Source organism: Haloferax volcanii DS2 (genome assembly GCF_000025685.1).
Lineage (GTDB): Archaea > Halobacteriota > Halobacteria > Halobacteriales > Haloferacaceae > Haloferax > Haloferax volcanii.
The window spans coordinates 864,943-889,164 of record NC_013967.1 but is presented as its reverse complement, the minus strand read 5'-3'; the positions used below and the strand labels follow the sequence as shown (position 1 = coordinate 889,164).

The window sequence follows — 24,222 nt, the reverse complement described above, 5'->3', positions numbered from 1 at the left end:
GAAAATACGCGAGAGACGCCCGGAACCCCGCACGGGCGGGGTTTCGCCGCCGGAATCGACCCCCACAGACGCGGAAACGACCGGGCGGTGACCGACCGCGAAACGCGCCCCGCTACCGCGACTCGCGGAAGCCGGCGACGCCGAGGTCGTGGAGCGCGGCCGAGGTCTCGGCCACGTCGGACACGAGGTCCTCGTGGTAGTCGACGAGTCTGTCTTCGAGTTCGGGGGTGCCGCGGGAGAGCGCCTGTACGGCCGACAGCGCCGCGTTGAACGACTTGCCGGCGTCGACCGCGACGATGGGTGCGCCGGTCGGCATCCCGATGACCGAGTCGACCGACTTCTCCTGAACGGGGACGCCGACGACCGGAATCGGGTACGCGATGGAGGCAGTCATGTTCGGGAGGTCCGCGGACTTGCCGCCCGCGCCGGCGATGATGACCTCGACGCCTCGGTCGCGCGCGGTGTCGCCGTAGGCGTACATCAGGTCCGGCGTCCGGTGTGCGGAGACGACGTACGTCTCGTAGGAAAAGCGCTCTTCGGGCGGCGCGTCGAAGTCGGTTTGCTCGCCGAATCCGAGCGTGTCCAGCGCCTCGTGCGCGCCGGACATCACGTCGAGGTCGGAGTCGGACCCCATGATGATGCCCACGTCGGGCGTCGTCTCGGGGTCGCGGTCGGCGTCGGCCTGTGCGTGCAGTTCGTCGATGAGGTCCCGTTCTGTCGTCATGGTGAATCAGTCGAAGCGCAGTCCGTCGCGAAGCTCGCGTGCGCGTGCGAGAAGCTCGAGGTCGGCGTCGTCGCCGCCGACGGCGGTGAGGTGGCCCATCTTTCGCAGGGGGCGAACCTCGTCTTTGCCGTACCAGTGCAGCGAGACGCCCGATTCCGCGAGCGCGTCGTCGAGGCCGCCGAGTCGCGCCGGCTGGCTCTCGTCGACCGTGCCGAGGACGTTCGCCATCACGGTGGGCGACCGGCGGGTCGTCGCGCCGAGGGGCCACCCGAGGACCGCGCGGACGTGCTGTTCGAACTGCGAGGTGAGCGCGCCCTCGATGGTCCAGTGGCCGGAGTTGTGCGGGCGCGGGGCGACCTCGTTGACGAGCACGTCGCCCGCGGCGGTCTCGAACAGTTCGATGCCGAAGACGCCGCGGCCGGGCAGGTGCGACAGCACCTCTCGGGCGACGCGGTCGGCCTCCTCGCGCACCTCGTCCGTCGTCCGCGCCGGGACGACCGTCTCGCGGAGAATCTCCTCCTCGTGGACGTTCTCGCCCGCGGGGAACGTCCGAATCTCGTCATCGCCGCGGACGCCGATGACCGAGAGTTCGCGCTCGAAGTCGACGAACGCCTCGGCCATCGCCGGGCCGCCGACCTCCTCGATGGCGGCCTCGGCCTCGTCGGGGCCGGACACGGGGACGTTCCCGCGGCCGTCGTAGCCGCCGGTTCGGGCTTTCAGCATGACCGAGCCGAACTCGTCGAGCGCGTCGCGGAGGTCGGCCGCGTCGTCGACGCGGTGGAACGGCGGAATCGGGATGCCCGCCTCGCCGAAGGTGTCCTTCTGGACCAGTTTGTCCTCGATGGTCCGGAGCGCGTCGGGCGACGGGTGGACCGCGATGCCCTCCTCGGCGGCCAGTTCGTCGAGCAGGTCGGGGTCGGCGAGTTCGATTTCGAACGTCAGCGCGTCGGCCCGGGCGGCGAGTTCCGCCATCGCCTCGGGGTCGTCGAAGCCGCCGACGATTTGGTCGGCGACGGCCGACGCCGGGCAGTCGGGTGTCGGGTCGAGCACGACGATGTCGACGCCGAGCGGTGCGGCGGCCTCCCCGAGCATACGCCCGAGCTGGCCCCCACCGACGACGCCGAGCGTGGGTCCGGGTACGGTGACGGTCACAGTCGCGGATTCAGTACGTCGGTGCATAAACGTTGCCACATTCGGTGCCGAGATAGTCACATACGTGGATAGAATTGGACAACAGCCGACGCCGAACGCGCCGGGCGCTCGCGGCGCTCACCCTGTCGAACGCGAGGAAAAATCGAGGTGGTCGAACGCCCCGACCGAGCGTCAGCCCCGCGTCTCGTTCGCGGCGTCGAGGGCGTCCTCGTCGATGAACACGACCACGTCCTCGCTCCAGAGCTTGAAGGCGTGTTGGCGCGCGACGTAGCCGTCGAGTTCGGATTCGAGTTCGGCGCGGTCCCACTCGTAGGCGATGACGACCGGCGGCGCGTCGGCGGTCACCTCGGAGACGTTCGCGTCGGGCGCGCTACTGGTGCGCTCGACGCCCGCGCTCTCGAAGTACCACGGGAGCGGGAGGCGACTGTGCCACGACGGCCCGTCGAGGGGGGCAGACTCGTTTTCGACGTAGAAGTGCGTCTCGTCGCTGTCCGGCGGATGCGTGCCGTACAGGAGCACGTCCGTCCCGGAGTTGGCGGCCGACACGCGCTCCACGTCGTCGAGGGTGGCCTGTAAGTCGTTCGCGGGTTGCGCCCACTGGAGCACCTCGCTGTCCTCGCCGGTCGAGGCGTTCCAGTAGTCGACGTTCGCGGCCGCGACGCCGCCGACGGAGGCGACCAGCACGAGCGCCGCGAGGCCGACGCCGACCGTGTCTTTGGCGTCGAGCGCCTGCACGCCGGAGCGGAAGACGAACGCCGCGCCGACCGCGGCGGGAATCGCCAGCGGGACGACCGCGTGGACGACGACCCACGGCGCTTGGATGTCGGTCGCCAGCGGGTAGCCGAAGATACACACGACGCCCCAGTAGGTGGCGAAGGCGACGAGCCACCGGATTCGGCCCGCGACGACGCCGTAGCGGTCGACGACGATGCCGACGAGCGCGAAGACGATGAGGACCGGCGCGCCGTAGACGAACGTTTCGAGGAAGTCCTTCAGATACGGGAGGTACTCGTGGGACTGGTGGCCGCCGCCGAGCCAACTGCCGACCATCTCGGAGACCGCGCCGACGCTTCCGGCTTCGAGAACCGGGAGCATCGAGGCGGAGCCGCCGAGCGCGTTCCAGAGGTCGGGCCGCGGCGCGTAGAAGAAGACGAAGACGGCGAGGAACGCGAGCAGGCCGCCGAGGACGCCCGCGGCGTAGCGAACCGCGCCGTAACCGAGACTTCCCGCCCCGCGTGCGCGAAGTCGCTCGCGGATACTCGCGGGCAGTTCGGAAAAGAGGATGTCGCGGGCGGACTCGCCGGCCGACGTGCGGGCGAGCAGCCGGTGGTCGAAGACCAGGAACGCCGCCCCGAGGAAACAAGCGAGGTAGACGACGTAGTTCTCTTTCGTCGCCGCCCCCGTTGCGAAAGAGGCCCCGGCGGGGATGAGGTAGGCGAGGCGGCCGGTGTCGTACGCGCGGACGACGAAGCCGAGCGCGGCGAACGAGAAGGCGGCCACGAGCACGTCGTTGCGCATGAACCGCGAGTAGTAGACCAAAAGCGGGTTCGCCGCGAGGAAGAACGCGAGCGCGACCAGCACGTCGCGGCCGAGGTGCTCGCGGAACAGCCAGACCGAAAGCGGGAGCAGGCCGCCGACGAGCGCCACGGGGAGCCGCGCCGTGAAGTCGGTCGCCGGGAGGACCGCAAAGAGGTAGTCGTTGACCACGGGGAGGAACGGACCGTGGATGATGGGCCGGTAGGAGAACTCGCCGGTCTCGTGATACCGCAGAATCCAGTAGCCGACACGGCCTTCGTCCCAGTGGAAGATGCGGCCGCCGAGGTCGGCGAGGCGGGCGAGGAGGGCGAGGGCCGTCACGCCGAGAATCGCCAGGAGGGCACGGGACCGAGCGACCGCCTCGGTCCCACTGTCAGTACTCATGCCCACCCATCGCGACGCCGCCAATACAACTTTTGTGCTTGCCCGTCGCCGGGGCCAAATTCGGTCGGTGTCGGTAGTTCTTTTATCCGAGACGGGAAGGGTCGGTCATGGTCTCTCTCGGACTCGTCGTGGCCCGATTCAACTCGTCGGTCACGGAGCAGATGGAGGACGCGGCCCGCGACGCGGCCGCCGAGCGCGACGCGGCGGTCGTCGAAACGATTCAGGTCCCCGGCGCGTACGACTCGCCGCTCGCGGCCGACCGACTCGCCCGCCGCGACGACATCGACGCCGTCGTCGTCATCGGCGCAATCGTCACCGGCGACACCGACCACGACCGCGTCATCGCCGACGCGACCGCGAAGTCGCTGACGGAGGTCTCGCTGGACCGCGACAAACCCGTCTCGTTCGGCGTCTCCGGTCCCGGCATGAGCGGCGCTGAAGCGCGCGAGCGCGTCAGCAAAGGTGCGGAAGCGGTTTACGCCGCGACCGATATGGTGGAGGCGTTGGCATGAACTTCGATTTCAGCGACCGAGTCGGCCGCGTCGAACCGAGCGCGACGCTCGCCATCTCGAACCTCGCGAGCGAACTGGAAGCGCAGGGCGAAGACGTCGTCGACCTCTCGGTCGGCGCGCCGGACTTCCCGACCCCGGACAACATCACGCAGGCGGCGAAGGACGCCCTCGACGCGGGACACACGAGCTACACCTCGTCGAACGGGATTCCGGAACTCAAGGAAGCTATCGCGGCGAAGCTCCGCGGGAACGGCGTCGACGCCGAGGCCGACGAGGTCATCGTCACGCCCGGCGGCAAGCAGGCGCTGTTCGAGACGTTCCAGACGCTCGTCGACGACGGCGACGAGGTCGTTCTCCTCGACCCCGCGTGGGTCTCCTACGAGGCGATGGTCAAGCTCGCCGGCGGCACGCTCAGCCGCGTCGACCTCGCGCAGCACGACTTCCGCCTCGAACCCGCGCTCGACGAACTCGCAGACACCGTCTCCGACGAGACGAAACTGCTCGTCGTCAACAGCCCGTCGAACCCGACCGGCGGTGTCTTCTCCGACGCTGCGCTCGAAGGTGTCCGCGACCTCGCGGTCGAACACGACATCGCCGTCATCTCCGACGAGATTTACGAGCGCATCGTCTACGACGGCTTCGAGCACACCTCGCTCGGCTCCCTCGACGGGATGGAAGACCGCACCATCACCATCAACGGCTTCTCGAAGGCGTTCTCGATGACCGGCTGGCGGCTCGGCTACCTCCACGCCCCGTCCGACCTCATCGCGCAGGCCGGCAAGCTCCACTCGCATTCGGTCTCCTGCGCCGTGAACTTCGTCCAGCACGCCGGCGTCGAGGCGCTCTCGGAGCGCACCGACGACGACGTCGAGGAGATGCGTCAGGCGTTCGAGGACCGCCGCGACATGCTCGTGGACCTCCTCGCCGAACACGACGTCGACGTGGCCGTCCCGAAGGGCGCGTTCTACATGATGCTCCCCGTCGACGACGACGACCAGGCGTGGTGCGAGGGCGCGATTCAGGACGCGAAGGTCGCGACCGTCCCCGGAAGCGCCTTCAACGCACCGGGCTACGCCCGTATCTCCTACGCCGCGAGCGAAGAGCGCCTCCGCGAGGCCGTCGAGCGTCTCGCCGAGCACGACTACATCTGAGCCGCCCGCGACGACCGTCTCTTTTCGGGGTGGCGGACCGATCTCCCAGCCGATTCGTGACTTCCATCTGAACTGTGTGCTAGCAATGAACGTCATTTTTGTTGTCTAATACTAGATTAGATTTATGTTCGAGAGTGCCCATGTAGCATCCATACATACCGAACTCCGGGTGGGATTTCCGCGGATAAACCGCGTATGTATACGAGAACCAACACATGAAACTCAAACAACTATTCGAAGACGACGACGCGGTGTCGCCGGTCATCGGTGTGATTCTGATGGTCGCGATTACCGTCATCCTCGCGGCCGTCATCGGGACGTTCGTGCTGGGACTGGGTGAACAGACAGCGACCGCCCCGCAGGCGAGCTTCAGTTTCGACTACGAGAACAACTCAGCGGGTGCGAGCAGCGGTGATGGTGTGCAGGGAGACGTACTCAAGATAACTCACGAGAGCGGTTCGCAGATCGCCGCCGACCGACTCTCAGTATCGGTTACCGGTGCAGAAAACGGTTCAGGTGATAGTGCGTCTCTTGCGGACGACGAACCAGATATCCCAGACCCCATGAATGCGGGTAAGACAATCGAACTCAACGACACCTCATTTGGTCTGGACATAGGTACTGATACCCCCGCTCAAGACGTTAACCTCGCGGGCGCGACCGTCCGCCTCGTCTGGACCGACGAAGCGGGTTCGAGTTCCGCGACCCTCCAGCGGTGGTCCGGTCCCAACGCGTAACTCCCCGCGACTGATTCCGCGATAATCGGCCACCTCGCGGCCGACGAGATCCCGATTTTTCACCGACGCGAACCATCGAGAGTCCTAACTCTCGTACCACATCCACCGACCGCCGTTAGTCTGCCTTCTAACCGGGGTCGCTCCGCCCGAACACCAGTCCGAACGACAGCCGACGACCTCCCCGCCGGCGAAGATACTTATGTGAGTCCGCCGCCACCTCTGTGACAGATGCGCGTGCGTGACCTCCCGCTGTCGGCGGCCCTCGTCTCCCACTACGAGTCGAACGGTATCGAGGAGCTGTACCCGCCGCAGGCCGCCGCCGTCGAGGCCGGCGTCGCGGCGGGCGGCCGCGTCGTCGCCGCCATTCCGACCGCCAGCGGCAAGACGTTCATCGCGGAACTCGCCATGCTCACCGCCGACGGGCCGGCGCTGTACATCGTCCCGCTTCGCGCACTCGCCCGCGAGAAGTACGAGACGTTCGACCGACTCCCCGGCGTGAGCGTCGGCATCTCCACCGGCGACTTCGACGCCGCCGAAGAGGAACTCGGCGACCACGACATCGTCGTCGCCACGAGCGAGAAAGTCGACTCCGCGATTCGAAACGGCGCGCCGTGGGTCGACCGCCTCGCCTGCGTCGTCGTCGACGAGGTCCACCTGCTCGGCGCGCCGGGGCGCGGGCCGACGCTCGAAGTGACGCTTTCGACCCTCCAGCGTCGCGTCCCGGACCTCCAACTCGTCGCCCTCTCAGCGACCGTGGACAATCCCGAAGCCATCGCCGACTGGCTCGACGCGGAACTCGTCGAGAGCGCGTGGCGGCCCGTCTCGCTCCGCACCGGCGTCTACGCCGACGAGGCCGTCGAATTCGACGACGGAACCGACCTCGACGTGGTCGTTCCCCCGACCGGCCCGAACGACGACGAGGCGACCGAGGCGACCGTCGCGCTCGTCGAAGACGCGGTCGAGACGGGCGGGCAGTGTCTCGCGTTCGTCCGGTCGCGTCGGGAGGCCGAGGCGCTGGCCGACCGCCTCGCCGACGAGGAGCTGTCGCCCGCGCCCACCCTCGGTGACGAACTGGACGAACTCGGCGGCACCGCGACCGGCCGCCAGCTCTCGGAGTGCGCCCGGACCGGCGTCGGCTTCCACCACGCCGGCCTGCGGAGCGCCCACCGGGTCGCCGTCGAGAACGCGTTTCGGGACCGCCGGCTCGCAGTCATCTGCGCGACGCCGACGCTCGCCGCCGGGGTGAACGTCCCCGCTCGCCGGGTCGTCATCCGCGACCAGAAGCGCTACACCGGCGACGCGATGGAATGGATTCCCGTCCTCGACGTGCACCAGATGTGCGGCCGCGCCGGTCGCCCGCACCTCGACCCGTTCGGCGAGGCGGTGCTCGTCGGCGACGCGGACACGAAAGCCGAACTGGTCGACCGCTACGTCACCGCCGACGCCGAGGCCGTGGACTCGCAGTTCGCCGACCCCGAGGCGCTCCGGACGCACGTGCTGTCGGTCGTCGCCTCCGGCTTCGCCGACAGTCTCGACGGCGTCGCCGACGTGTTTTCGGCGACCTACTACGCCCACCAGCACCCGAGCGTGGACCTCGCGGACCTCGTCGCCGACGTGGTGTCCGACCTCGAAGCGATGGAACTCCTCGACGCGACGGGTGAGACGCTGTCGGCGACGGCGCTGGGCGCACAGACCTCCAGACAGTACGTCTCGCCGACGACCGGGGCGCGCATCGTCTCGGGCATCCGCACCATCGAGGAGATGGCCGACGAGCACGTCACCGCCCGGACCGCCCTCGAAGTCGTCTGCGACACGCCGGATATGCACGACACCTACCTCGGCGACCGCGAGCGGGCGCTGATGTACCAGTACGCCCGGAGCCACGCCGCGGAGTTCACCACCGCGATGCACGACGCCGACCCCTTCGAGGAGTGGCTGACGGCGGTGAAGACCGCCCGCATCCTCCACGAGTGGACCGAGGGCTCGGACATCGAGGAACTCGTCGAGCGCTACCGAATCGGGCCGGGCGACGTGGAGTCCCGCGTCGAGCGCGCCGAGTGGTTGTCGGGCGCGGCCGACGCTCTCTGTACCGCCCTCGACGCGAACGTACCCGAGTTCCGCGAGGTCCGGGCGCTGCTGTCGCCCTGAATCGGAGGCCCGGACGCGTGACGCTCCCGTGATGACATCGCTTCGCGCCGAGCCGTTCCCTTTCGCGTCGCGGGGCTAAAGGCGCTTCGGGATGCCGTTTTAAGCTTCGCGGGGGCGTAGGCGAGGCTATGGGTATCACGTACGAAGACTTCCTCGACCTCGACTACGAACCGACCGACGAGGACCTCGTCTGCACCTTCCGTATCGACCCCGCGACGGGGATGTCGACGGAGGCGGCGGCGAGTCGCGTGGCCTCGGAGTCCTCCAACGGGACGTGGGCGGCCCTCCAGACCGGCGCGGACTTCACCGACATGGGCGCGACGACGTTCGACATCGACGGCGACCTGATTCGGGTCGCCTACCCCGCCGGGCTGTTCGAACCCGGTAACATGCCGCAGGTGCTGTCGTGCATCGCCGGCAACATCATGGGGATGAAGGCGGTCGACACGATTCGCCTCCTCGACTGCGAGTGGCCCGAGTCGGTCGTCTCGGCGTACCCCGGCCCGCTGTACGGGTCGTCGGTCCGCGAGGAGATATTCGGCGTCACCGACCGCCCCATCACGGCGACGGTGCCCAAGCCGAAAGTCGGCCTCTCGACGGCCGCACACGCACAGGTCGGCTACGACGCGTGGGTCGGCGGCGTCGACCTCCTGAAGGACGACGAGAACCTGACCGACCAGGCGTTCAACCCCTTCTCCGACCGCCTCACGGAGTCGCTGTCGCTCCGCGACGACGCCGAGGACGAGACGGGCGAGAAGAAGTCCTACCTCATCAACGTCACCGCCGACACCCAGACGATGCTCGACCGGGTCGACGAGGTGGCCGCGCAGGGCGGCGAGTACGTCATGGTGGACATCATCACCGCGGGCTGGGCGGGCCTCCAGACCGTCCGCGAGCGCACCGAGAAACACGGCCTCGCCATCCACGCCCACCGCGCCATGCACGCCGCCTTCGACCGGCTTCCGGCCCACGGCGTCTCGATGCGGGTGCTCGCGCAGGTGAGTCGTCTCTGCGGCGTCGACCAGCTCCACACCGGCACCGCCGGCCTCGGCAAACTCGCCAACGAGGACACCGTCGGCATCAACGAGTGGCTCGCGGGCGACCTCCACGGCGCGACCGACGTGCTCCCGGTCGCCTCGGGCGGCCTCCACCCCGGTCTGCTCCCCGACCTGCTCGACGCCACGGGGACGAACGTCTGTGTCCAGCTCGGCGGCGGCATCCACGGTCATCCCGACGGAACCCGCGCGGGCGCGGTCGCGCTCCGGTCGGCCATCGACGCCTACGTCGAGGGGCGCGCTATCACCGAGGCCGCCGAAGAGACGCCCGAGCTCGCCGTCGCCCTCGATAAGTGGGGGACGGAGACGCCGCGGTAGGCGGAGAGGAACGGCGCGGTCTCCTCGCGTTCGCAATTGTTGCTGTTTTGTGACAATGGTTCGAAACGTGTTGAGTGATTACTGCAATACTGAGTGCGAGGCTCGGCCCGCTATTTGGCGGGAATCACGAGGGAATCCGGGGTCCGAGTATCGGTGATAATAACCGGCGGGTGAGATTTATACGGTTGTTTTTGTAGAGCTATATTCAGAGTGAACCGGGCGATTTCTCGGTCAAACAGCGCATACTGAGGAATTCCGGGGGCCGACGATATCAATCAAACCATGAAGATACGAACGAAACTCATCGCGCTCTGTCTCGCCATCTCGCTGATACCCGTGTCAGTCGTCGGCGTCGCAGGCGTCCAAGGGATGAGTAGCATTGGAAACTACGCCCAAGACCAAAGCGAGGCGACGCTCGAATCACAGATTACCGGCGACCTGAATCAGACCGTCGCCGCCCGGCAAGAGGAGATACAAAACCTCCTCGACGCCCGCCGAATCGACGCGCTCGCGCTGGCTGACTCGGCACCGGTGCAGAACTACGAGGCCGCCCGCGACGGGGAGATGGAGCTCGTCCAAGAACAGAGTCAAGCGCAGTTGGGCTACATGGCGCTCCAGATGCGCGCCACCGTCGAGACCACGAAACAGAGCGTCCTTGCGAACCAGTACGGCGGGCAGGACTGGGCGGACCTCTCGCCGGCGCAACAACAGCAGGTGAAAGACCGTGTCGAGGCTCGAATCGCCGGAACCGCCGGAGACGGCGTCCAACAGAGCGGGACGCTCTCCGACGCGTTCCGACCGGGCTACGTCGGGTCGACCGGCTACGCGTTCATCCTCGACGGGAACCTCGATTTCGTCGTCCACCACGGCCTCGAAGACGGGGTTAACACGGTCGACGACGCCGGGATAGCGGCGTTCAATCAGGTGCCCGCCGAAATCGAGTCGAACGCCGCCGTCCGCAACGGCGAGGACTGGGGCATCGTCGAGTACGAGTGGGAAGACACCACCCAAGAGGGCAACCCCGTCGAAGAGAAGTTCGTCGCGTACACCTACCACGAGGACTTCGAATGGGTGCTCGCGCCGAGCGTCTACTACTACGAACTCCAGACGGCCGCCGTCACCGACGCGCGCGACCAGATTAACGACTCGTTCCGGAGCTACCTCGAAACCCGCGCCGTGACCATCGACGGCGAGGAACACCCCACCTACGACGAGATTCTGTTCGCCGACGAGAACGGGCAGGGCATCGTCCAAGCGACGCGCACGGGCGACGGCATCGCCACCGAGTCGGTGTCCGACACCTCGTTCGCGGACGAGGCGTGGTTCGAGACCGCGACAGAGCTTCAGAAGGGCGAGATCCAGGTGAGCGAGGTGACGACCGTCGACGGCGACGCCGCCGTGTACGTCACCGCGCCGGTGTACCGCGGGGGAGAACTCGCCGGAACCATCACGCTCCAGTTCAACTTCGAACTCCTCAACACGCTCATCGACGACATCCAGGTCGGTGAGACCGGCCACCTGACTATCGTGAGCGAGCGCGGGACGCTGTTGACCGACTCCCGGGAATCGCTCGGCTCCGTCGAGTCCGAAATCGCGGAGAACGCGACGGCGCTTGTCGGCCAGACCGGCCTGACCACCCACGAGACGACCGGCGACGACGGCGAGGCGGCGCGCTACTTCGTCGGTTACGCGCCGCTCAACTTCGGTAACGGGCAGTACGAACTCGTCGCCACCGTCCCCGAGTCCGACGTGACGGGCCCGGTCGAACAGCTCGGGCAGGCGATGAACGACCGGGCGGACACCGCTCGAAACATCATGCTCCTGTTAATCGTCGGCATCATCGCGGTCGTCGTCGGTGTCGGCTACGTCGCCGCGCGGCACTTCTCAGAGCCGATAGAGGCGCTCCGGGACCGCGCCAAGTCGCTCGCCCGCGGGCGGTTCGACGACGGCGAGGACATCGACGCCAACGACGACGAACTCGGCGAACTCGTCGAGGCGTTCGACGACATGCAGGAGAACCTCCAACGGCAGGTCTCAGAGCTTCGGACCGCCGGGACGGAACTCGGAGACGGCAATCTCGACCAGGACCTCCGGACCGACCTCCCCGGCGAGTTCGGAGCCATCATGTCCGACCTCGACACCGGGATTCAGAAGCTCCAAAACGGCTTCGTCGAGGTGCAGTCGGTCGCCGACGAGTTCGCTGCGGTGAGCAACGAGACGGTGTCGAGCGCGAAGGAGATAGAGTCCGCGAGCCAGGAGACCGCGCGGTCGGTCGAGGAAATCGCCCACGGCGCGGAACAGCAGACCGAGCGGCTCCAGACGGTCGCCGACGAGATGAACGACCTCTCGGCGACCATCGAGGAGGTCGCCGCCTCCGCCGACGGCGTCGTCCAGTCCGCCAACGAGGCCGTGTCGCTCGCCGACGAGGGGCGCGACCACGCCGCGGAGGCGACAGCCGAGATATCGACCATCGAGACCGAGGCCGACGAGGCGGTCGAGCGGGTCGAAGCCCTCGGCGAGCAGGTGGGCGAAATCAACGAAATCGTCCAGCTCATCAACGACATCGCGGAGCAGACCGACCTGCTCGCGCTCAACGCCTCTATCGAGGCGGCCCGTGCGGGCGAGGCCGGCGAGGGCTTCGCCGTCGTCGCCAACGAAATCAAGGCGCTCGCCAAGGAGGCGAGCGAGGCCACGGACGAGGTGGAGTCCCGAATCGGCGAGGTGCGCGAGAGCGCCGACGACACGGTCGACGACATGCAGTCCATGCAGGACAGCGTCGAGAGCGGGTCCGAGACCATCGGCGAGGCCATCGAGATGTTCGACCACATCTCGGGGGCGATTCGAGAGGCCGAACACGGCGTCGAAGAGATTTCGCAGGCGACCGAGAACCAAGCCGTCTCGACCGAGGAGGTCGTCTCGATGGTCGACGACGTGTCGAGCGTGAGCGAGGAGACCACCTCGGAGACGGCGACGGTCTCGGCGGCGACCGAAGAACAGACGGCCGCGATAAACGAGGTCACGCGGAACATCCAACAGGTGTCGGAGTCCGCCCAGTCGCTCAAGGACCTCGTCGGCCGGTTCGACGTCGGCGACGCCGGCGACGCCGGCGGAAGCGACCGCGGTGGCGACGCCGCACCGGGCGAGACGAGTCCCGCCGCGCCGTCGCAGTCGATGAGTCGGGCGGTCACCGACGGGTCGGGGACCGGCCCCGACTCGCCCTCGGACGACTGAGCCGGTGGCGACGCGCGACGCCGGCCGTCCCGCCGCCGACTACCGGTCTACTTCTCCCATTATCGTGTCGAGACTTCCGAGCGCCGCGATGAGGTCCGGGATGTACTCGCCTTCGGCCATCTCGGGGAGCGACTGGAGATTCGAAAACGAGGGGCCGCGAATCTTGAACCGCGCCGGGGTGTCGGTGCCGTCGGCGCGGATGTAGATACCCAACTCACCTTTCGCGGCCTCGACCGCGCGGTAGACCTCGGTGTCGTCGTCCGGTTTGAGGGTGCGCGGGACGTTCGCCTGGATGGTCCGGTCGTCGTCGGGCCAGTCTTCGAGCAGGTCGACACATTGGGCGACGATGGTGGCCGACTCCTCGACCTCGCGGAGGCGGACGAGCAGGCGCGCGAAGTTGTCGCAGCCGTCCTCGACGGCGACCGACCAGTCGAGTTCGTCGTAGTAGCCGTAGGGGTCGTCGCGGCGGAGGTCGTAGTCGATGCCGGAGCCGCGGGCGACCGGCCCCGTCACGCCGTAGTCCTTGGCCACCTCCGGCGGGAGGATTCCGGTCTCGACCGTGCGGGCCTGCAAAATCTCGTTCGCCGTCAGGAGGTCGTGGTACTCCCGCAGTTTCTCGGGGAGGCCGTCGACGAACGTCCGAATCTTCTCGAAGAACTCCTCGCGGGGTTCGGGGAGGTCCCAGACGACCCCGCCGAGCCGGAAGTAGTTGAACATCAGCCGCTGGCCCGTGAGGTCTTCGAGGATGTTCTGGACGAGTTCGCGGTCCCGCATGGCGTACATGAACGTCGCGGTGAAATCGCCGACGACGTCGAGGGCGTACGCGCCGACCGCGAGCATGTGCGAGAGGATGCGGCTCAGTTCGGCCGCCAGCGTCCGAAGCACCTGTGCGTACTCGGGCACGTCGATATCCGCCAGCGCCTCCGCGGTGCGGGCGTACGCCCACTCGTTCAGGAGGCCGCCGCCGCCCCAGTCCCAGCGGTCGGGGTACGGCATAATCTGATGTCGATAGGTTCCCTGCTGACACATCTGCTCCTCGCAGCGGTGGATGTAGCCGATGTCGGGCTCCACGTCCGCGACCTGCTCGCCGTCCAGCGTGACTTGCAGATGCATCACGCCGTGAGTCGCCGGGTGGTGCGGCCCGATGTTGAGGAGCATCGTGTTCGTGTCGGCGCGGCCGTCTTCGGCAAGCGGGTTCGCGTTCTCGTCGTACCGGACGACCTGCGGGCGCGTCCGGTCGTAGTCCAGCCCGAGGGGATGACCTTGCCACGTCTCCGGCAGGAGGATGCGGCGCAGGTCCGGGTGGTTTTCGTACTGGATACCGACGAGGTCGTACGCCTCCCGCTCGTGCCACTCGGCCGTCCGAAACACCGGCGCGGCGGACTCGCTCACCGGGTCCGAGCGCGGCGTCGGGACGACGACGCTCGCCTCTCGGGTCGGGTCGTCGTACGATTTCAGGTGATAGACGGACTCGTAGCGGTCCTCGTACTCCTGTGCGGTCACACACGAGAGGTGGTCGAGACCGAGGTCGTCGCGGAGGGCCGAAAGCGACGACTGCACCGCGTCGGGGCGAATCTGCACCGCGGGTGCGTGAACGTGCTCCTCGGTGGCGAGGACGGCGTCGCCCAACGCCCGCCGGAGCGCGTCGGCGTCGAGGGGACCGGAGGCGTCGTCGGCGAGCGCGGCGGGGTCGGCGTCGGACTCGGGGGGCTGCTGCGGGCGTTCGAGTGACATGACGGTTGACATCCGCCCGTTCGTCCGGTCGTCGGTTCCTCGTTCTGCCTCACGAGTGCGGCCGGTTTTTATGTCGCAGTCGAATCAATTCGCCGGCATGAAATCGGTCAGGCTTCGCTTCACGCCCGACGACGAACAGTTGCATCCGATGCACGAGTTCGTCGTCGACCACGAGGCGTTCGAGCGGACCGAACTCCACCACTGGAACCCGACGGTGACCGACAGGAACACCATCGTCTTCGAGGTCTTCGGGACCGACGTCGAGGCCTACGAGGCGGCGCTCGCGGAGACGGAGCGCATCCTGTCGTACGAACTCTCCCAGCTCCCCGGCGACTCCTTTTTCATCGTGGTCGACGAGCGGCTCGACGCGGCGGGAACGAGGCAGACGGCCGCCGTCACGCGGGGCGGTCTCATCGTCGTCCCGCCGGTCGTCTTCGACGGCGACGGAACGGTCTCGATGACGCTCGTCGGGACCGACGAGGCGCTCCAGTCGGCGGTCGAACAGCTCCCCGAGGGCCGCGGCCTCGAAGTCGTGCGGGTGCGGGAGTGCACGGGACCGGGGAGCGTCTCCGCCGGGTCGCTGTCGCCCCGCCAGCGCGAGGCCGTCGAGGCCGCCGTCGACTGCGGCTACTACCGCGAGCCGCGGACCGGGGCGGTCGCCGACGTGGCCGCGCGGCTCGACTGCTCGACGAGCACCGCGGCGGAACACCTGCGAAAGGCGGAGATGAAAGTCATGGCCGACCTCGTCGGCCGGTCGTGACTGCGGGTCGGTTCGCGACGACGTCTCCGCCTACGGTTCGGCCCGCGGCGACGGCTCCGCCCACGGCTCAGAAGTGCCCTCGCCGAACAGTTCTCGCATCAGGATGACGATGCTCTCCGGCGGGAACTGCCCGCGCTCGGTGACGATGGCGTCCACGTATCGCGGCGGCGTCACGTCGAACGCGGGGTTCTTCACGGTGGGGTTCCCGAGGTCCGCGAGCGTGTCGTCGTCGACGACCTCGGCGGTGTCGCGCATCTCGATATCGACGGTGTGACCGGTCATCGTCCCCGGGTGGAGCTTGAGCGTCTGCGCGGCGACCATGATGGGCGTCCCCCGCTCGCGTGCGTTGACCGCGAGGCCGCTCGTCCCGATTTTGTTGATGACGCTCCCGTCGGCCGCGACGGCGTCCGCGCCGACGAGCACGTGGTCCACGTCGTTGAGGTAGCGGCGGGCCGCCGAGTCGACGATGAGCGTGACGGGCACGCCCAGTTCGTGGAGTCGCTTCGCGGTGATGTGTCCCTGATTTCGAGGCCGCGTCTCCTTGACGACCGCCTCGATGTGCTTTCCCTGCTCGACGGCCGCCTCGACGCACGCCAGCGCGTCCGTGGAGTGGCAGTGGGTCATGATGGTGTCGCCGTCGCGGAGGCGGTTCGCGCCGACCTGTCCGAGGTCGGCCTGCGCCCGTTCGAGCCGGGCGCAGAACTCGTCGGCCGAGTCGACGACGCTCTGTCGGAGCCCCTCGACGGTCGTACTCGACATGTCGCGGAGGACGTACCGGAGGGCGTTGGGGAGGCTCACGGCCGTCGGCCGCGTCTCGTGGAGCGTCCGGGCGGTCGCGCGGAGCTCGGCCCGGAACGCCTCGGCGTCGGCGGCGTCGCTCTCCGTGGCCTGCGTCCGGAGCGCTCGCGCGGCCGCGTCGGCGATGGTCGCCGCGCCGCGAATCTCCATCGTGTCGATTTCCGTCGCGGTGCGCCGGACCTCGGGGTGTACGCGGTCGTCCATGCGAGAACTACGGGCGTCGAATGGAAAAAGGTCGCCGCGGCGAGGGATTTCACACCCGCTCGACCAGCGCCTCGTCGGGGTGTCGCACCCGGACGGTCTCGACGCGCTCGGTGAGCGCCTTCGCGTCGGCGAGTTTGTCCTCGGACTCGGCGTGGACGGTGAACAGCGTCTCGCCGCTGGCGGCCATCTCGCCGACGCGGCGGTGGAGTTCGAGGCCCGCGCCGGGGTCTCGCGGCGCGCCGGCCCGGCGGGCGACCTCGTTGACGAGGCGGTTGTTGACGTGCGTGACCACGCCGTCGCGGTCGGCGCGGACCGCGACGGTGTGCCGGCCGGGCGAGAGGTCCGCCGCCTCAACGTCGGGGTCGCCGTTCTGCGCGGCGAGTATCTCGCGGAAGGTCTCTTCGGCCTGCCCCGAGTCCAGAATCTCGGCGGCGTCGGCGTCGACGCCGACGGACTCGAACAGCAGGTCGGCGAGGCGAATCGCCTTCACCCGCAGGTCGTTCGGGCCGCCGCCGGCGAGCGTGGCGAGGACCTCGCGGGCTTCGAGCACGGGGCCGACGCCGCGGCCGACCGGTGCGCCCCCGTTCGTGATGGCGCACTCGACCGCCATCCCGAGGTGGTCGCCGACGCGGTTGAAGTCCTTCGCGAGTTCGCGCGCCTTCGCGAGGCTCTCGACGTTCGCGCCCTCGCCGTAAGGGATGTCGACGACGACGTTTGTCGACCCGGCGCTCTTCTTTTTCGAGAGGACGGAGGCGATGAGCTGTCCCTTGGGGTCGATAGAAAGCGGCGTCTCGGCGCGGATGATGCGGTCGTCGACCGGCGAGAGGTTCACCGCGCCGCCCCAGACGAGACAGCCGCCGGTCTTCCCGACGATATCGCGTATCTCCGCGACGGAGAATGCCACGTCGCAGAGGACTTCCATCGCGTCGGCGGTGCCCGCGGCCGAGGTGACGGCTCGCGAGGAAGTCTTCGGAATCTTCAGCCCCGCCGCGGCGACGATGGGGACGAGAATCGGCGTGACGCGGTTGCCCGCGACGCCCCCGATGGAGTGCTTGTCGGCGATGACCGGCTCCTCCCACGCGACGGTCTCGCCCACGTCCGCCATCGACTCCGTGAGGTGCATCGTCTCCTCCATGGACAGCCCGTTGGTGTAGGTCGCGGAGACGTACGCTCCGAGTTCCACGTCGGCGAGGCGCTCATCGTAGACGTCGCGGACGATTTGGGACAGTTCGTCGGCTTCGAGCTCGATGTCGTCGAGCTTCTTGCGGATGTAGTACACCGAGTCGGGCTGCGGCGCGACCGACACCTCCACGTCGCCCTCGATGTGGCCGAGGCGGCGCGTCACGCCGAGGGTCCCTTCGGAGACGAGCTCGTCCGTCAGCTCAACGATGCCGATGGCCGTCCGCTCGCCCCACCGGAGTTGGACGCGTTCGAGCGCGTGGACCCCGAGTTCGGCCGCGTCGCTCTCGTTCAGGAGGACCGTCGGCGACCGGGTGCCGATGTCGATGTGCTCGGCGACGAGTTGCATACCCGACGGTCGGGCGAGAGAGTCAATAAATCGACCCCGAGTCTCGGGGACCGAGAACGCTTACGCGAGGTGGGCTTCGACGAGGTTCTTCAGGTCGTCGTAGCCGCGGACGCCGACGAGCTGTTCGACCGCCTCGCCGTCGGCAAACAACACCATCGTCGGGACGCCCCGAACCTGGTACTGGGCGGCGAGCTCCTGATTCGCGTCCACGTCGACCTTGGCGACCGCGGCGTCGGTGTTCTCCGCGAGCTTCTTCACGGTGGGTTCGAGCATCTTGCACGGACCACACCAGTCCGCGTAGAAGTCCACGAGCACCACGTCGTACGAGGCGACGGCGTCGTCCAGCTCGTCCGCGCCGTCGACGTGGATGGGCTCTGCCGGGCCAGCCGAGGCTTCTTTCGCCGCACTCCCGCCGTCACCGCGGAGCTTGGATTCGAGTTGTTCGCGTTTCTGCTTCCGGATGTCGGTCAGTTCGTCGTCGGACATACCTACCGATATCGGCCGCGACGTAATAACGGTTTTGCACAATTCGAGCAATAATATCTCCAAAGAGTGGTTCGTGGTGACAGGCGGCACGCTCCGGAGACGCCGCTGTGGGTTGCGACCGAGAGACGAGACAGAGACGGCGGCGACGCGACCGCGAGTTACGGGTTGGTTCGGAGGCGGCTCGGGAAGTTCGAAAGCCGCCTTTCGGTCCGGCTCAGTCGACGTACAGCGAGTAGGTGATGACCGCGAAGCCGATGAGCGTCAGCACCGAGTCGATGAGCAGTCCGGTGGCGAGGTTGACGTTGAGAATCACGTCGAGCGCGCCGCCGAGCATCGCGCCGAGGGTGACGACGCCGAAGCCGAGTGCGAGCGCGCGGAGCGACGCCGCTCCCGTGTTCCGGTACGCCTTGTAGCTGAAGTAGGTGATGAGCCCGCCGAGGACGAGGATGCCGGTCTTGACGACGATAATCATCGTCGCGATCGTCGGCGATGTGGTGAGATGCCCCATCAGGTCTCCCTCCGCACCCGCGACCAGATATCGGCGAGGCGTTCGTCGGGCGTCTGCTCGGGGCGGCCGACCGCGACGTCGAAGTCGCGCTCGTCGTTGAGGGCGATTCGCACCTCGTCGAAGGCGACCTCGTAGGTCGTCGCGTGGTGACCGTCCGCGCGAATCTGGGTCCCCTCGGAGAGGAGCGCCGCGTCCGTGAGCAGGTCCAGCTTCCTGTACGTCGTCGAAAGCGGGATGTCACACGTATCTGAGATTTCGCTTGCCGTCATGGGTTCTTCGAGTCCTCTGATGATGGCTCGGGCGTCCGCGTCGTCGAGCGCGTCGAGCACCGCCGTCAGTTCGGCCGACTCCATCGCGGACCGGTCGCGCGCCATTATCCAGAACTCCGGCGAGAGCCTTATTAACCCTCCGGGTCGGCCTCGTCGGCGTCCGCGGTCTCGGCGTCTGTATCGTACGCGCCCTCCATTCTGAGGGTCCCCGCGCGAGCCAACACCGCGGGGGTTCGACAGACGCCCGGCGCGCCCGTCGCCTGCGGCACCGCGCAGTTGTTGCAGTTCTCGCAGACGACCCGCGTGTCGGCCGACACGTCGCGGCCGAGCAGTCGCGCCGGGGGTTCCGGTTCGGCGTAGAACGGCCGGGCCATCCCGACGGCGTCGCAGGCGTCTCCGAGCAGTCGATCGATTTCGCCGCGCTCACGGATGCCGCCCTCGCAGAGCACGGGCACCGAGACGGCGTCGCGGATGCTCGCGGCGGTCGCCTGCCCGTCCCCGTCGTGGGGCATCGCCGCGGCGTGAATCACGACCTCGGCGTCGAGGTCGAAGGCGTCGGTGACGGCGACCGCGCCGAGGTCTATCGGTCCCTTCGCCATCGCGGCCTCGTTCAGTTCGGGGCCGCCGCCGCGACGGAGCGCGCCCGCGACACCCGACCCCATCCGGAGGCTCGTCCCCGCGGCGTTCACCAGCGCGTCGGCCGACTGGGCGGCGATATCGCCCTGTACGACGGTGAAGTTCACGTCAGGCCAGTCGGTCCATGTCCTCGTCGTCGAGGTCGATGTGCGAGGCCACCACGTTGTCGCGGAGGTGCGAGACGCTGGACGTGCCGGGGATGGGGAGCATCACATCGGAGCGGTGCAGGAGCCACGCGAGGGCGATCTGCTGGGGCGTCGCGTCGTGTTTTTCCGCGACCGCGGCGACGGCGTCGGCCCGGTCGCCGAGGTCGCCCGCACCCAGCGGGTACCACGGGATGAAGCCGATGCCGTACTCCTCGCAGGCGTCGAGGCTCGCCTCGAACTCGCGGTCGCCGATGTTGAAGCGGTTCTGGACCGTGGCGATGTCGACGATGTCGCGCGCCTCGTCGAACTGCTCGACCGAGACGTTCGAGAGGCCGACGTGTCGAATCAGCCCCTCGTCTTTCATCTCCGCGAGCGCGTGGACCGAGTCCTCGAAGGGGACGTGCGGGTCCGGGCGGTGGAGCTGATAGAGGTCGATGGTGTCCACGCGGAGGCGGTCGAGGCTCCCGAGGACGGCGTTCCGGAGGTAGTCGGGGTCGCCGTTGGGTTTCCAGTCGCCGTCGGTGTTGCGGAGCAGGCCGCCCTTCGTGGCGACTACGAGGTCGTCCGGGTAGGGCGCGAGCGCCTCGCCGATGAGGCGCTCGGAGACGGCGGGACCGTAGGAGTCCGCCGTGTCGATGAGGTCGACGCCGTGAGTGAGCGACTCGTGGAGGACCTTCTTCGCGTTCTCCACGTCGTCCGGCTCGCCGATGATGTCGTCGCCGGTGATGCGCATCGCGCCGAAGCCGAGTCGGTGAACCGTGAGGTCGCCGCCGATGTCGAACGTGCCGCTGGCGTTTTCGAGTCCCATGGGTGACAGTTCGTCGCCAGACACCTGTGCGTTTCGTTGGGAGAAATCGGCCGCAGGTAACGGAGCGATGCCCGCGACCGCCGAAACCCACACCCGTCGGCGGGCCGAACGGCCGCCATGGACCTCCTGTCGATGCGCTGGCGGCACACGCTGTTCGCCCACTGGCCGGTCGACCCCGAACTCGTGGAGCCCCGACTCCCCGACCGGCTCTCGGTGGCCACCTACGACGGGCGGGCGTGGCTCGGCGTCGTCTCGTTCGACATGACTGACATCCGCCCGCGCGGGTCGCCCATCGGACTGGGGTTCCCCGAGGTGAACCTCCGGACCTACGTCGAACCCGCCGACGGCGGCCCTCGCGGCGTCTACTTCTTCACCCTCGACGCCGCGGACCGCCTCGGCGTGACGATGGCCCGACTGGGCTACCGGCTCCCGTACCACTACGCGAACATCTCGGTCGAGGAGCGAGACGGCGCGGTCGACTACGAGAGCTACCGGCCCGCGACGGCCGAGACGCCGGACGCGCGGTTCGAGGCGACCTACCGGCCGACCGGCGAGGTACGGACCCTCGACCCCGGGTCGCTCGACGCGTTCCTCGTCGAGAACTACCGCTTCTACACGGACGACTGGCCCGTCGTCATCGGCGACATCGACCACGATCCGTGGCCGATACGGGACGTGGAGGCCGAGATTCGCGCGAACACGATGTTCGAGGCCTGCGGCTTCGACCACCCCGGCGGCGACCCGATACTCCACTACGCGGCCGACCTCGACGTGACGGCGAAGCCGCCCGCGGTGCTTCGGTGAGGTTGGTCGCCTCGCCGCTGTCGCTCACTCGCTGCGTGCGCATGAGGCTGCGCCACCCGCCTCGCCCGCCCGAAGGTGAAACCTTCAAGCATCGCTGAACTAACCCGACGGACATGGCACTCATCGACACCGTGATGGCAACGCTCCACCTCGTCGTCGGCGGTCTCTGGACGGGGAGCGTCCTCTTTTTCGCGCTCGCCGTGCTGCCGACCGCCCGCGCCGGGAACATCCGCGCCGCCGCGTTCGAATCGGTCGTCTCGCGGCTGACGATGTGGTCCCGCGGGGCCTCGCTCGTGATGTTCGCGACCGGCGGCCACCTCGCCGGCACGCGCTACACCGTCGACAGCCTGTTCGGCTCCGGCCGCGGCCACCTCGTCCTCGGGATGCTCGCGCTCTGGTTCGTCCTGACCGGCCTCGTCGAAGTCGGCCGCGTCCGCGCGAAGGACGGCCTCGCGGAGAAGAAGGTCCGCACGCCCGCCGAGAAGGCCGCACCGTTCTACCTCGGTGCCGCGCTCGTCGCCGTCCTGCTCCTCGTCGACGCCGGCCTGCTCCTCAACTGACGCCGGCCCCGACTCCCGAGGACTCCGTAGAGTATCTATATCTACGTTCGAAAATATATATTCTGTGCGACATGTTTATCATCTCGCTCCGGATGCATCCACGTGTATGCACGGGGACGAGACGCGCGCCACCGAGTCGCCGCTTCGAATCGAGTTGTGTCCCGACACCGGGCGGATACGTGTCCACCGGGAGACCGCGCTGGGGACGTTCACGCGGACTATCGACCGATGAGTCCGGACACCCCGCCGACAATCGGGGAGACGCCGGTTGGGGGCCCCGACGAGCGCGGTCCCGGTCCCGTGCTCGCACGCCTCGGCCGGCCGGTTTCGGAGACGCCGACCCGGCTCGCGGTCGTTTCCGACCCGCACGTCACGCCGACGGGCTCCGGTACGTGGAAGGCCTACCACCGGAGCGAGACGCGGCTTCGAACCGCCGTCTCGACCATCTCCGACCTCGACGTCGACGCGACGGTCCTCCTCGGCGACCTGACCCGCGACGGTCGCCCCGAGGAGTACGACGTGGTCGACGAACTCCTCCGCGACCTGCCGGGGCCGCGGGTCGCGGTGCCCGGCAACCACGACGTGCCGAAGCGCTGGGACGACTACGACGCCCCGACGCCGACCGAGTTCGCGGCGCGCTACGCCGACGGCTCCCTCCCGTTCGTCCGCCGGGTCGGCGGCGTCGACGTCGTCGGCCTCGACTCCGCCAGCGGCGGCCCGGACCTCGCTCTCACCGACACCCACGAGGGGGCCGTTCCCGACGCCCAACTCCGCTGGCTCGAAACCGTCCTCGCTGACGCGACGACCCCAATCGTCGTCTTCCACCACAACGTCTTCCACCCTCGCCGCCACACCGACCAGTTCCCCGACGCCGACTTCTACCAACTCCGCAACGCCGACGAACTCGCCGCGGTGCTCGCGCGCCACGACGTGCCGCTCGTGCTCTCCGGACACATCCACTGGCCCGCGACGGCCGTGCGAGCCGGCGTCCGCGAACTCATCGCCCCGGCGACCTGCTCGTTCCCGCAGTCGTTCGTCGTGGTCGATGTCGACCGCCGCGGGACGACGGTCCGACTCGTCCCGCTCGCGGGGCCGAAGGGCATGGCCGAGGCCTACACCCTCGCCGCCAGCGGGGCCGCTCACGGACAGGGCATCGCCGCGCACGCCGACCGCGGACAGCTGTCGGCGCTCCCGCTCGTCGACGAGCGGACGCCGCCGCGACGGGTCGTCGGCTCGGACGTTCCGGGGGCGGTTCGATGGCGGTGAGTCTCGACCGCCTCGACGACGCCCGCGAGGCACTTCGCGCCGAGCGCCGCCGCTGCGTGGACGAACGCGAGGCGTTCCGGGCGTTCCGCCGCGAGGTCGCCGCGTCGCAGGCGACGGCGTCGGCTCCGAATCAGGCCCCAGCGGCCGGGACGCTCGTGGGCCAGCGGGGCGGGCGGGGGCGAACCGACGCCGCGCTCTCCGGCCTGCGCCGGAGCTACGAGCGGACCGTGATGTCCGTCCCGCACTACGACGAGGAGTACGGCGACGACTTCGAGGAGAGCTTCGCCGCCGAGTTCGGCCCGGACGTTGCGACCGCGTTCCGGTCCGCGAGCGTTCTCTCGGCCCCGCTCCGGCGCACGATTGCAGCGGCCGCCGCCTCGTCGCTGGACGAACGCGGGCAGTTCATCGACGTCGTCGACGAGGAGGCCGAATCCGTGGCGTCGATGCGCGACGATATCGCATCCCTCCTCGGGCGACTCGATGACCTCGACCGAACGCCGCTGTCCGACCGCGGCTTCGACGCGCTGTTGGCGCTTTACGAGGAGCTTTCGGCGCTTCGCGAGCGACTCGAAGCACTCGTCGCGGCGCGACAGGAGACGATTTCCCACCATCGGCGGACGCTCTCCGGGCTGGTTCCGGATGTGACGGAGTTCTTCTACGCCGACCTGTCGGTCCGGTACCCGGTGCTCGCGACGCTCGCGGCGGTCGGCGCGACGCTCGCCACCGCGACCCGCCGGGTCGAGCGCCACCTCGCCGCCACCCCGTAA

At 68.4% G+C, this 24,222-nt stretch carries 23 protein-coding genes; 12 read left to right on the top strand and 11 right to left on the bottom strand.

Annotation, left to right across the window (positions count from 1 at the left end; all coding sequences use genetic code 11):
• Window positions 1-112: 112 nt before the first annotated feature.
• The 3 genes from purE to HVO_RS09370 all read right to left on the bottom strand — a co-directional run bounded on the left by purE (window position 113) and on the right by HVO_RS09370 (window position 3,796).
• The gene (gene purE, locus HVO_RS09380; protein WP_004043966.1) at window positions 113-724 is read right to left on the bottom strand and encodes a 5-(carboxyamino)imidazole ribonucleotide mutase; all 612 of its coding nucleotides are present in this window, start codon (window positions 722-724) and stop codon (window positions 113-115) included.
• Window positions 725-730: 6 nt separating this feature from the next.
• A complete protein-coding gene (locus HVO_RS09375) occupies window positions 731-1,876 on the bottom strand; it encodes a 5-(carboxyamino)imidazole ribonucleotide synthase (protein ID WP_004043967.1) in 1,146 nt (381 codons plus the stop codon).
• Window positions 1,877-2,047: 171 nt separating this feature from the next.
• Complete coding sequence (locus HVO_RS09370) at window positions 2,048-3,796, bottom strand: flippase activity-associated protein Agl23 (protein ID WP_004043968.1); 1,749 nt, start codon at window positions 3,794-3,796, stop codon at window positions 2,048-2,050.
• A gap of 107 nt (window positions 3,797-3,903) precedes the next feature.
• Here HVO_RS09370 and ribH point away from each other — a divergent pair, with 107 nt between their 5' ends.
• The 6 genes from ribH to HVO_RS09340 all read left to right on the top strand — a co-directional run bounded on the left by ribH (window position 3,904) and on the right by HVO_RS09340 (window position 12,948).
• A complete protein-coding gene (gene ribH, locus HVO_RS09365; protein ID WP_004043969.1) occupies window positions 3,904-4,308 on the top strand; it encodes a 6,7-dimethyl-8-ribityllumazine synthase in 405 nt (134 codons plus the stop codon).
• Entirely contained in the window at window positions 4,305-5,459 is a 1,155-nt protein-coding gene (locus tag HVO_RS09360) for a pyridoxal phosphate-dependent aminotransferase (RefSeq protein WP_004043970.1), read from the top strand. The genes ribH and HVO_RS09360 overlap by 4 nt, the downstream gene beginning before the upstream one ends.
• A 215-nt stretch (window positions 5,460-5,674) precedes the next feature.
• Window positions 5,675-6,196 (top strand): type IV pilin, encoded by a 522-nt coding sequence (locus HVO_RS09355; protein ID WP_004043971.1) that lies wholly within the window; start codon window positions 5,675-5,677, stop codon window positions 6,194-6,196.
• Between the two features lie 228 nt (window positions 6,197-6,424).
• Complete coding sequence (locus tag HVO_RS09350; RefSeq protein WP_013035247.1) at window positions 6,425-8,344, top strand: DEAD/DEAH box helicase; 1,920 nt, start codon at window positions 6,425-6,427, stop codon at window positions 8,342-8,344.
• A 128-nt stretch (window positions 8,345-8,472) separates the two neighbouring features.
• Window positions 8,473-9,717, top strand: coding sequence for a type III ribulose-bisphosphate carboxylase (gene rbcL / locus HVO_RS09345; RefSeq protein ID WP_004043974.1), 1,245 nt, complete (start codon window positions 8,473-8,475; stop codon window positions 9,715-9,717).
• 282 nt (window positions 9,718-9,999) lie between these two features.
• Window positions 10,000-12,948: a methyl-accepting chemotaxis protein gene (locus HVO_RS09340; protein ID WP_004043975.1), complete on the top strand. Its 2,949-nt coding sequence runs from the start codon at window positions 10,000-10,002 to the stop codon at window positions 12,946-12,948.
• Between the two features lie 39 nt (window positions 12,949-12,987).
• On the opposite strand, the gene HVO_RS09335 is transcribed toward HVO_RS09340, so the two are convergent.
• Window positions 12,988-14,682, bottom strand: a complete 1,695-nt coding sequence (locus tag HVO_RS09335; protein WP_049941503.1) for an NADH-quinone oxidoreductase subunit D — start codon at window positions 14,680-14,682, stop codon at window positions 12,988-12,990.
• Window positions 14,683-14,779: 97 nt separating this feature from the next.
• On the opposite strand from HVO_RS09335, the gene HVO_RS09330 reads away from it, so the two are divergent.
• Window positions 14,780-15,442: a helix-turn-helix domain-containing protein gene (locus HVO_RS09330; protein WP_004043978.1), complete on the top strand. Its 663-nt coding sequence runs from the start codon at window positions 14,780-14,782 to the stop codon at window positions 15,440-15,442.
• A gap of 30 nt (window positions 15,443-15,472) precedes the next feature.
• On the opposite strand, the gene HVO_RS09325 is transcribed toward HVO_RS09330, so the two are convergent.
• From HVO_RS09325 to HVO_RS09295, 7 genes are all read right to left on the bottom strand, one after another.
• Window positions 15,473-16,444 carry a ribose 1,5-bisphosphate isomerase gene (locus tag HVO_RS09325; protein WP_004043979.1) on the bottom strand — a complete coding sequence of 324 codons (972 nt, stop codon included), beginning with the start codon at window positions 16,442-16,444 and terminating at the stop codon, window positions 15,473-15,475.
• A gap of 49 nt (window positions 16,445-16,493) precedes the next feature.
• Entirely contained in the window at window positions 16,494-17,972 is a 1,479-nt protein-coding gene (locus tag HVO_RS09320) for an AMP phosphorylase (RefSeq protein ID WP_004043980.1), read from the bottom strand.
• Window positions 17,973-18,032: 60 nt separating this feature from the next.
• A complete protein-coding gene (gene trxA / locus HVO_RS09315; protein WP_004043981.1) occupies window positions 18,033-18,458 on the bottom strand; it encodes a thioredoxin in 426 nt (141 codons plus the stop codon).
• 214 nt (window positions 18,459-18,672) lie between these two features.
• A complete protein-coding gene (locus HVO_RS09310) occupies window positions 18,673-18,966 on the bottom strand; it encodes a DUF7521 family protein (protein ID WP_013035389.1) in 294 nt (97 codons plus the stop codon).
• Window positions 18,966-19,340, bottom strand: coding sequence for a helix-turn-helix domain-containing protein (locus HVO_RS09305; protein WP_004043983.1), 375 nt, complete (start codon window positions 19,338-19,340; stop codon window positions 18,966-18,968). The genes HVO_RS09310 and HVO_RS09305 overlap by 1 nt, the downstream gene beginning before the upstream one ends.
• A 26-nt stretch (window positions 19,341-19,366) precedes the next feature.
• Window positions 19,367-19,978, bottom strand: coding sequence for a macro domain-containing protein (locus HVO_RS09300; RefSeq protein ID WP_004043984.1), 612 nt, complete (start codon window positions 19,976-19,978; stop codon window positions 19,367-19,369).
• A gap of 1 nt (window position 19,979) precedes the next feature.
• On the bottom strand, window positions 19,980-20,825 hold the full coding sequence (locus HVO_RS09295) for an aldo/keto reductase (RefSeq protein ID WP_004043985.1): 846 nt from the start codon (window positions 20,823-20,825) through the stop codon (window positions 19,980-19,982).
• Window positions 20,826-20,942: 117 nt separating this feature from the next.
• On the opposite strand from HVO_RS09295, the gene HVO_RS09290 reads away from it, so the two are divergent.
• From HVO_RS09290 to HVO_RS09275, 5 genes are all read left to right on the top strand, one after another.
• Window positions 20,943-21,629, top strand: a complete 687-nt coding sequence (locus tag HVO_RS09290) for a YqjF family protein (protein WP_004043986.1) — start codon at window positions 20,943-20,945, stop codon at window positions 21,627-21,629.
• 113 nt (window positions 21,630-21,742) lie between these two features.
• Window positions 21,743-22,189, top strand: coding sequence for a hypothetical protein (locus HVO_RS09285; protein ID WP_004043987.1), 447 nt, complete (start codon window positions 21,743-21,745; stop codon window positions 22,187-22,189).
• Window positions 22,190-22,295: 106 nt separating this feature from the next.
• Window positions 22,296-22,421: a hypothetical protein gene (locus tag HVO_RS21400; protein WP_004043988.1), complete on the top strand. Its 126-nt coding sequence runs from the start codon at window positions 22,296-22,298 to the stop codon at window positions 22,419-22,421.
• Entirely contained in the window at window positions 22,418-23,455 is a 1,038-nt protein-coding gene (locus tag HVO_RS09280) for a metallophosphoesterase family protein (RefSeq protein WP_004043989.1), read from the top strand. The genes HVO_RS21400 and HVO_RS09280 overlap by 4 nt, the downstream gene beginning before the upstream one ends.
• Window positions 23,446-24,222 (top strand): DUF7260 family protein, encoded by a 777-nt coding sequence (locus tag HVO_RS09275; protein ID WP_004043990.1) that lies wholly within the window; start codon window positions 23,446-23,448, stop codon window positions 24,220-24,222. Before HVO_RS09280 ends, HVO_RS09275 begins: the two co-directional genes overlap by 10 nt.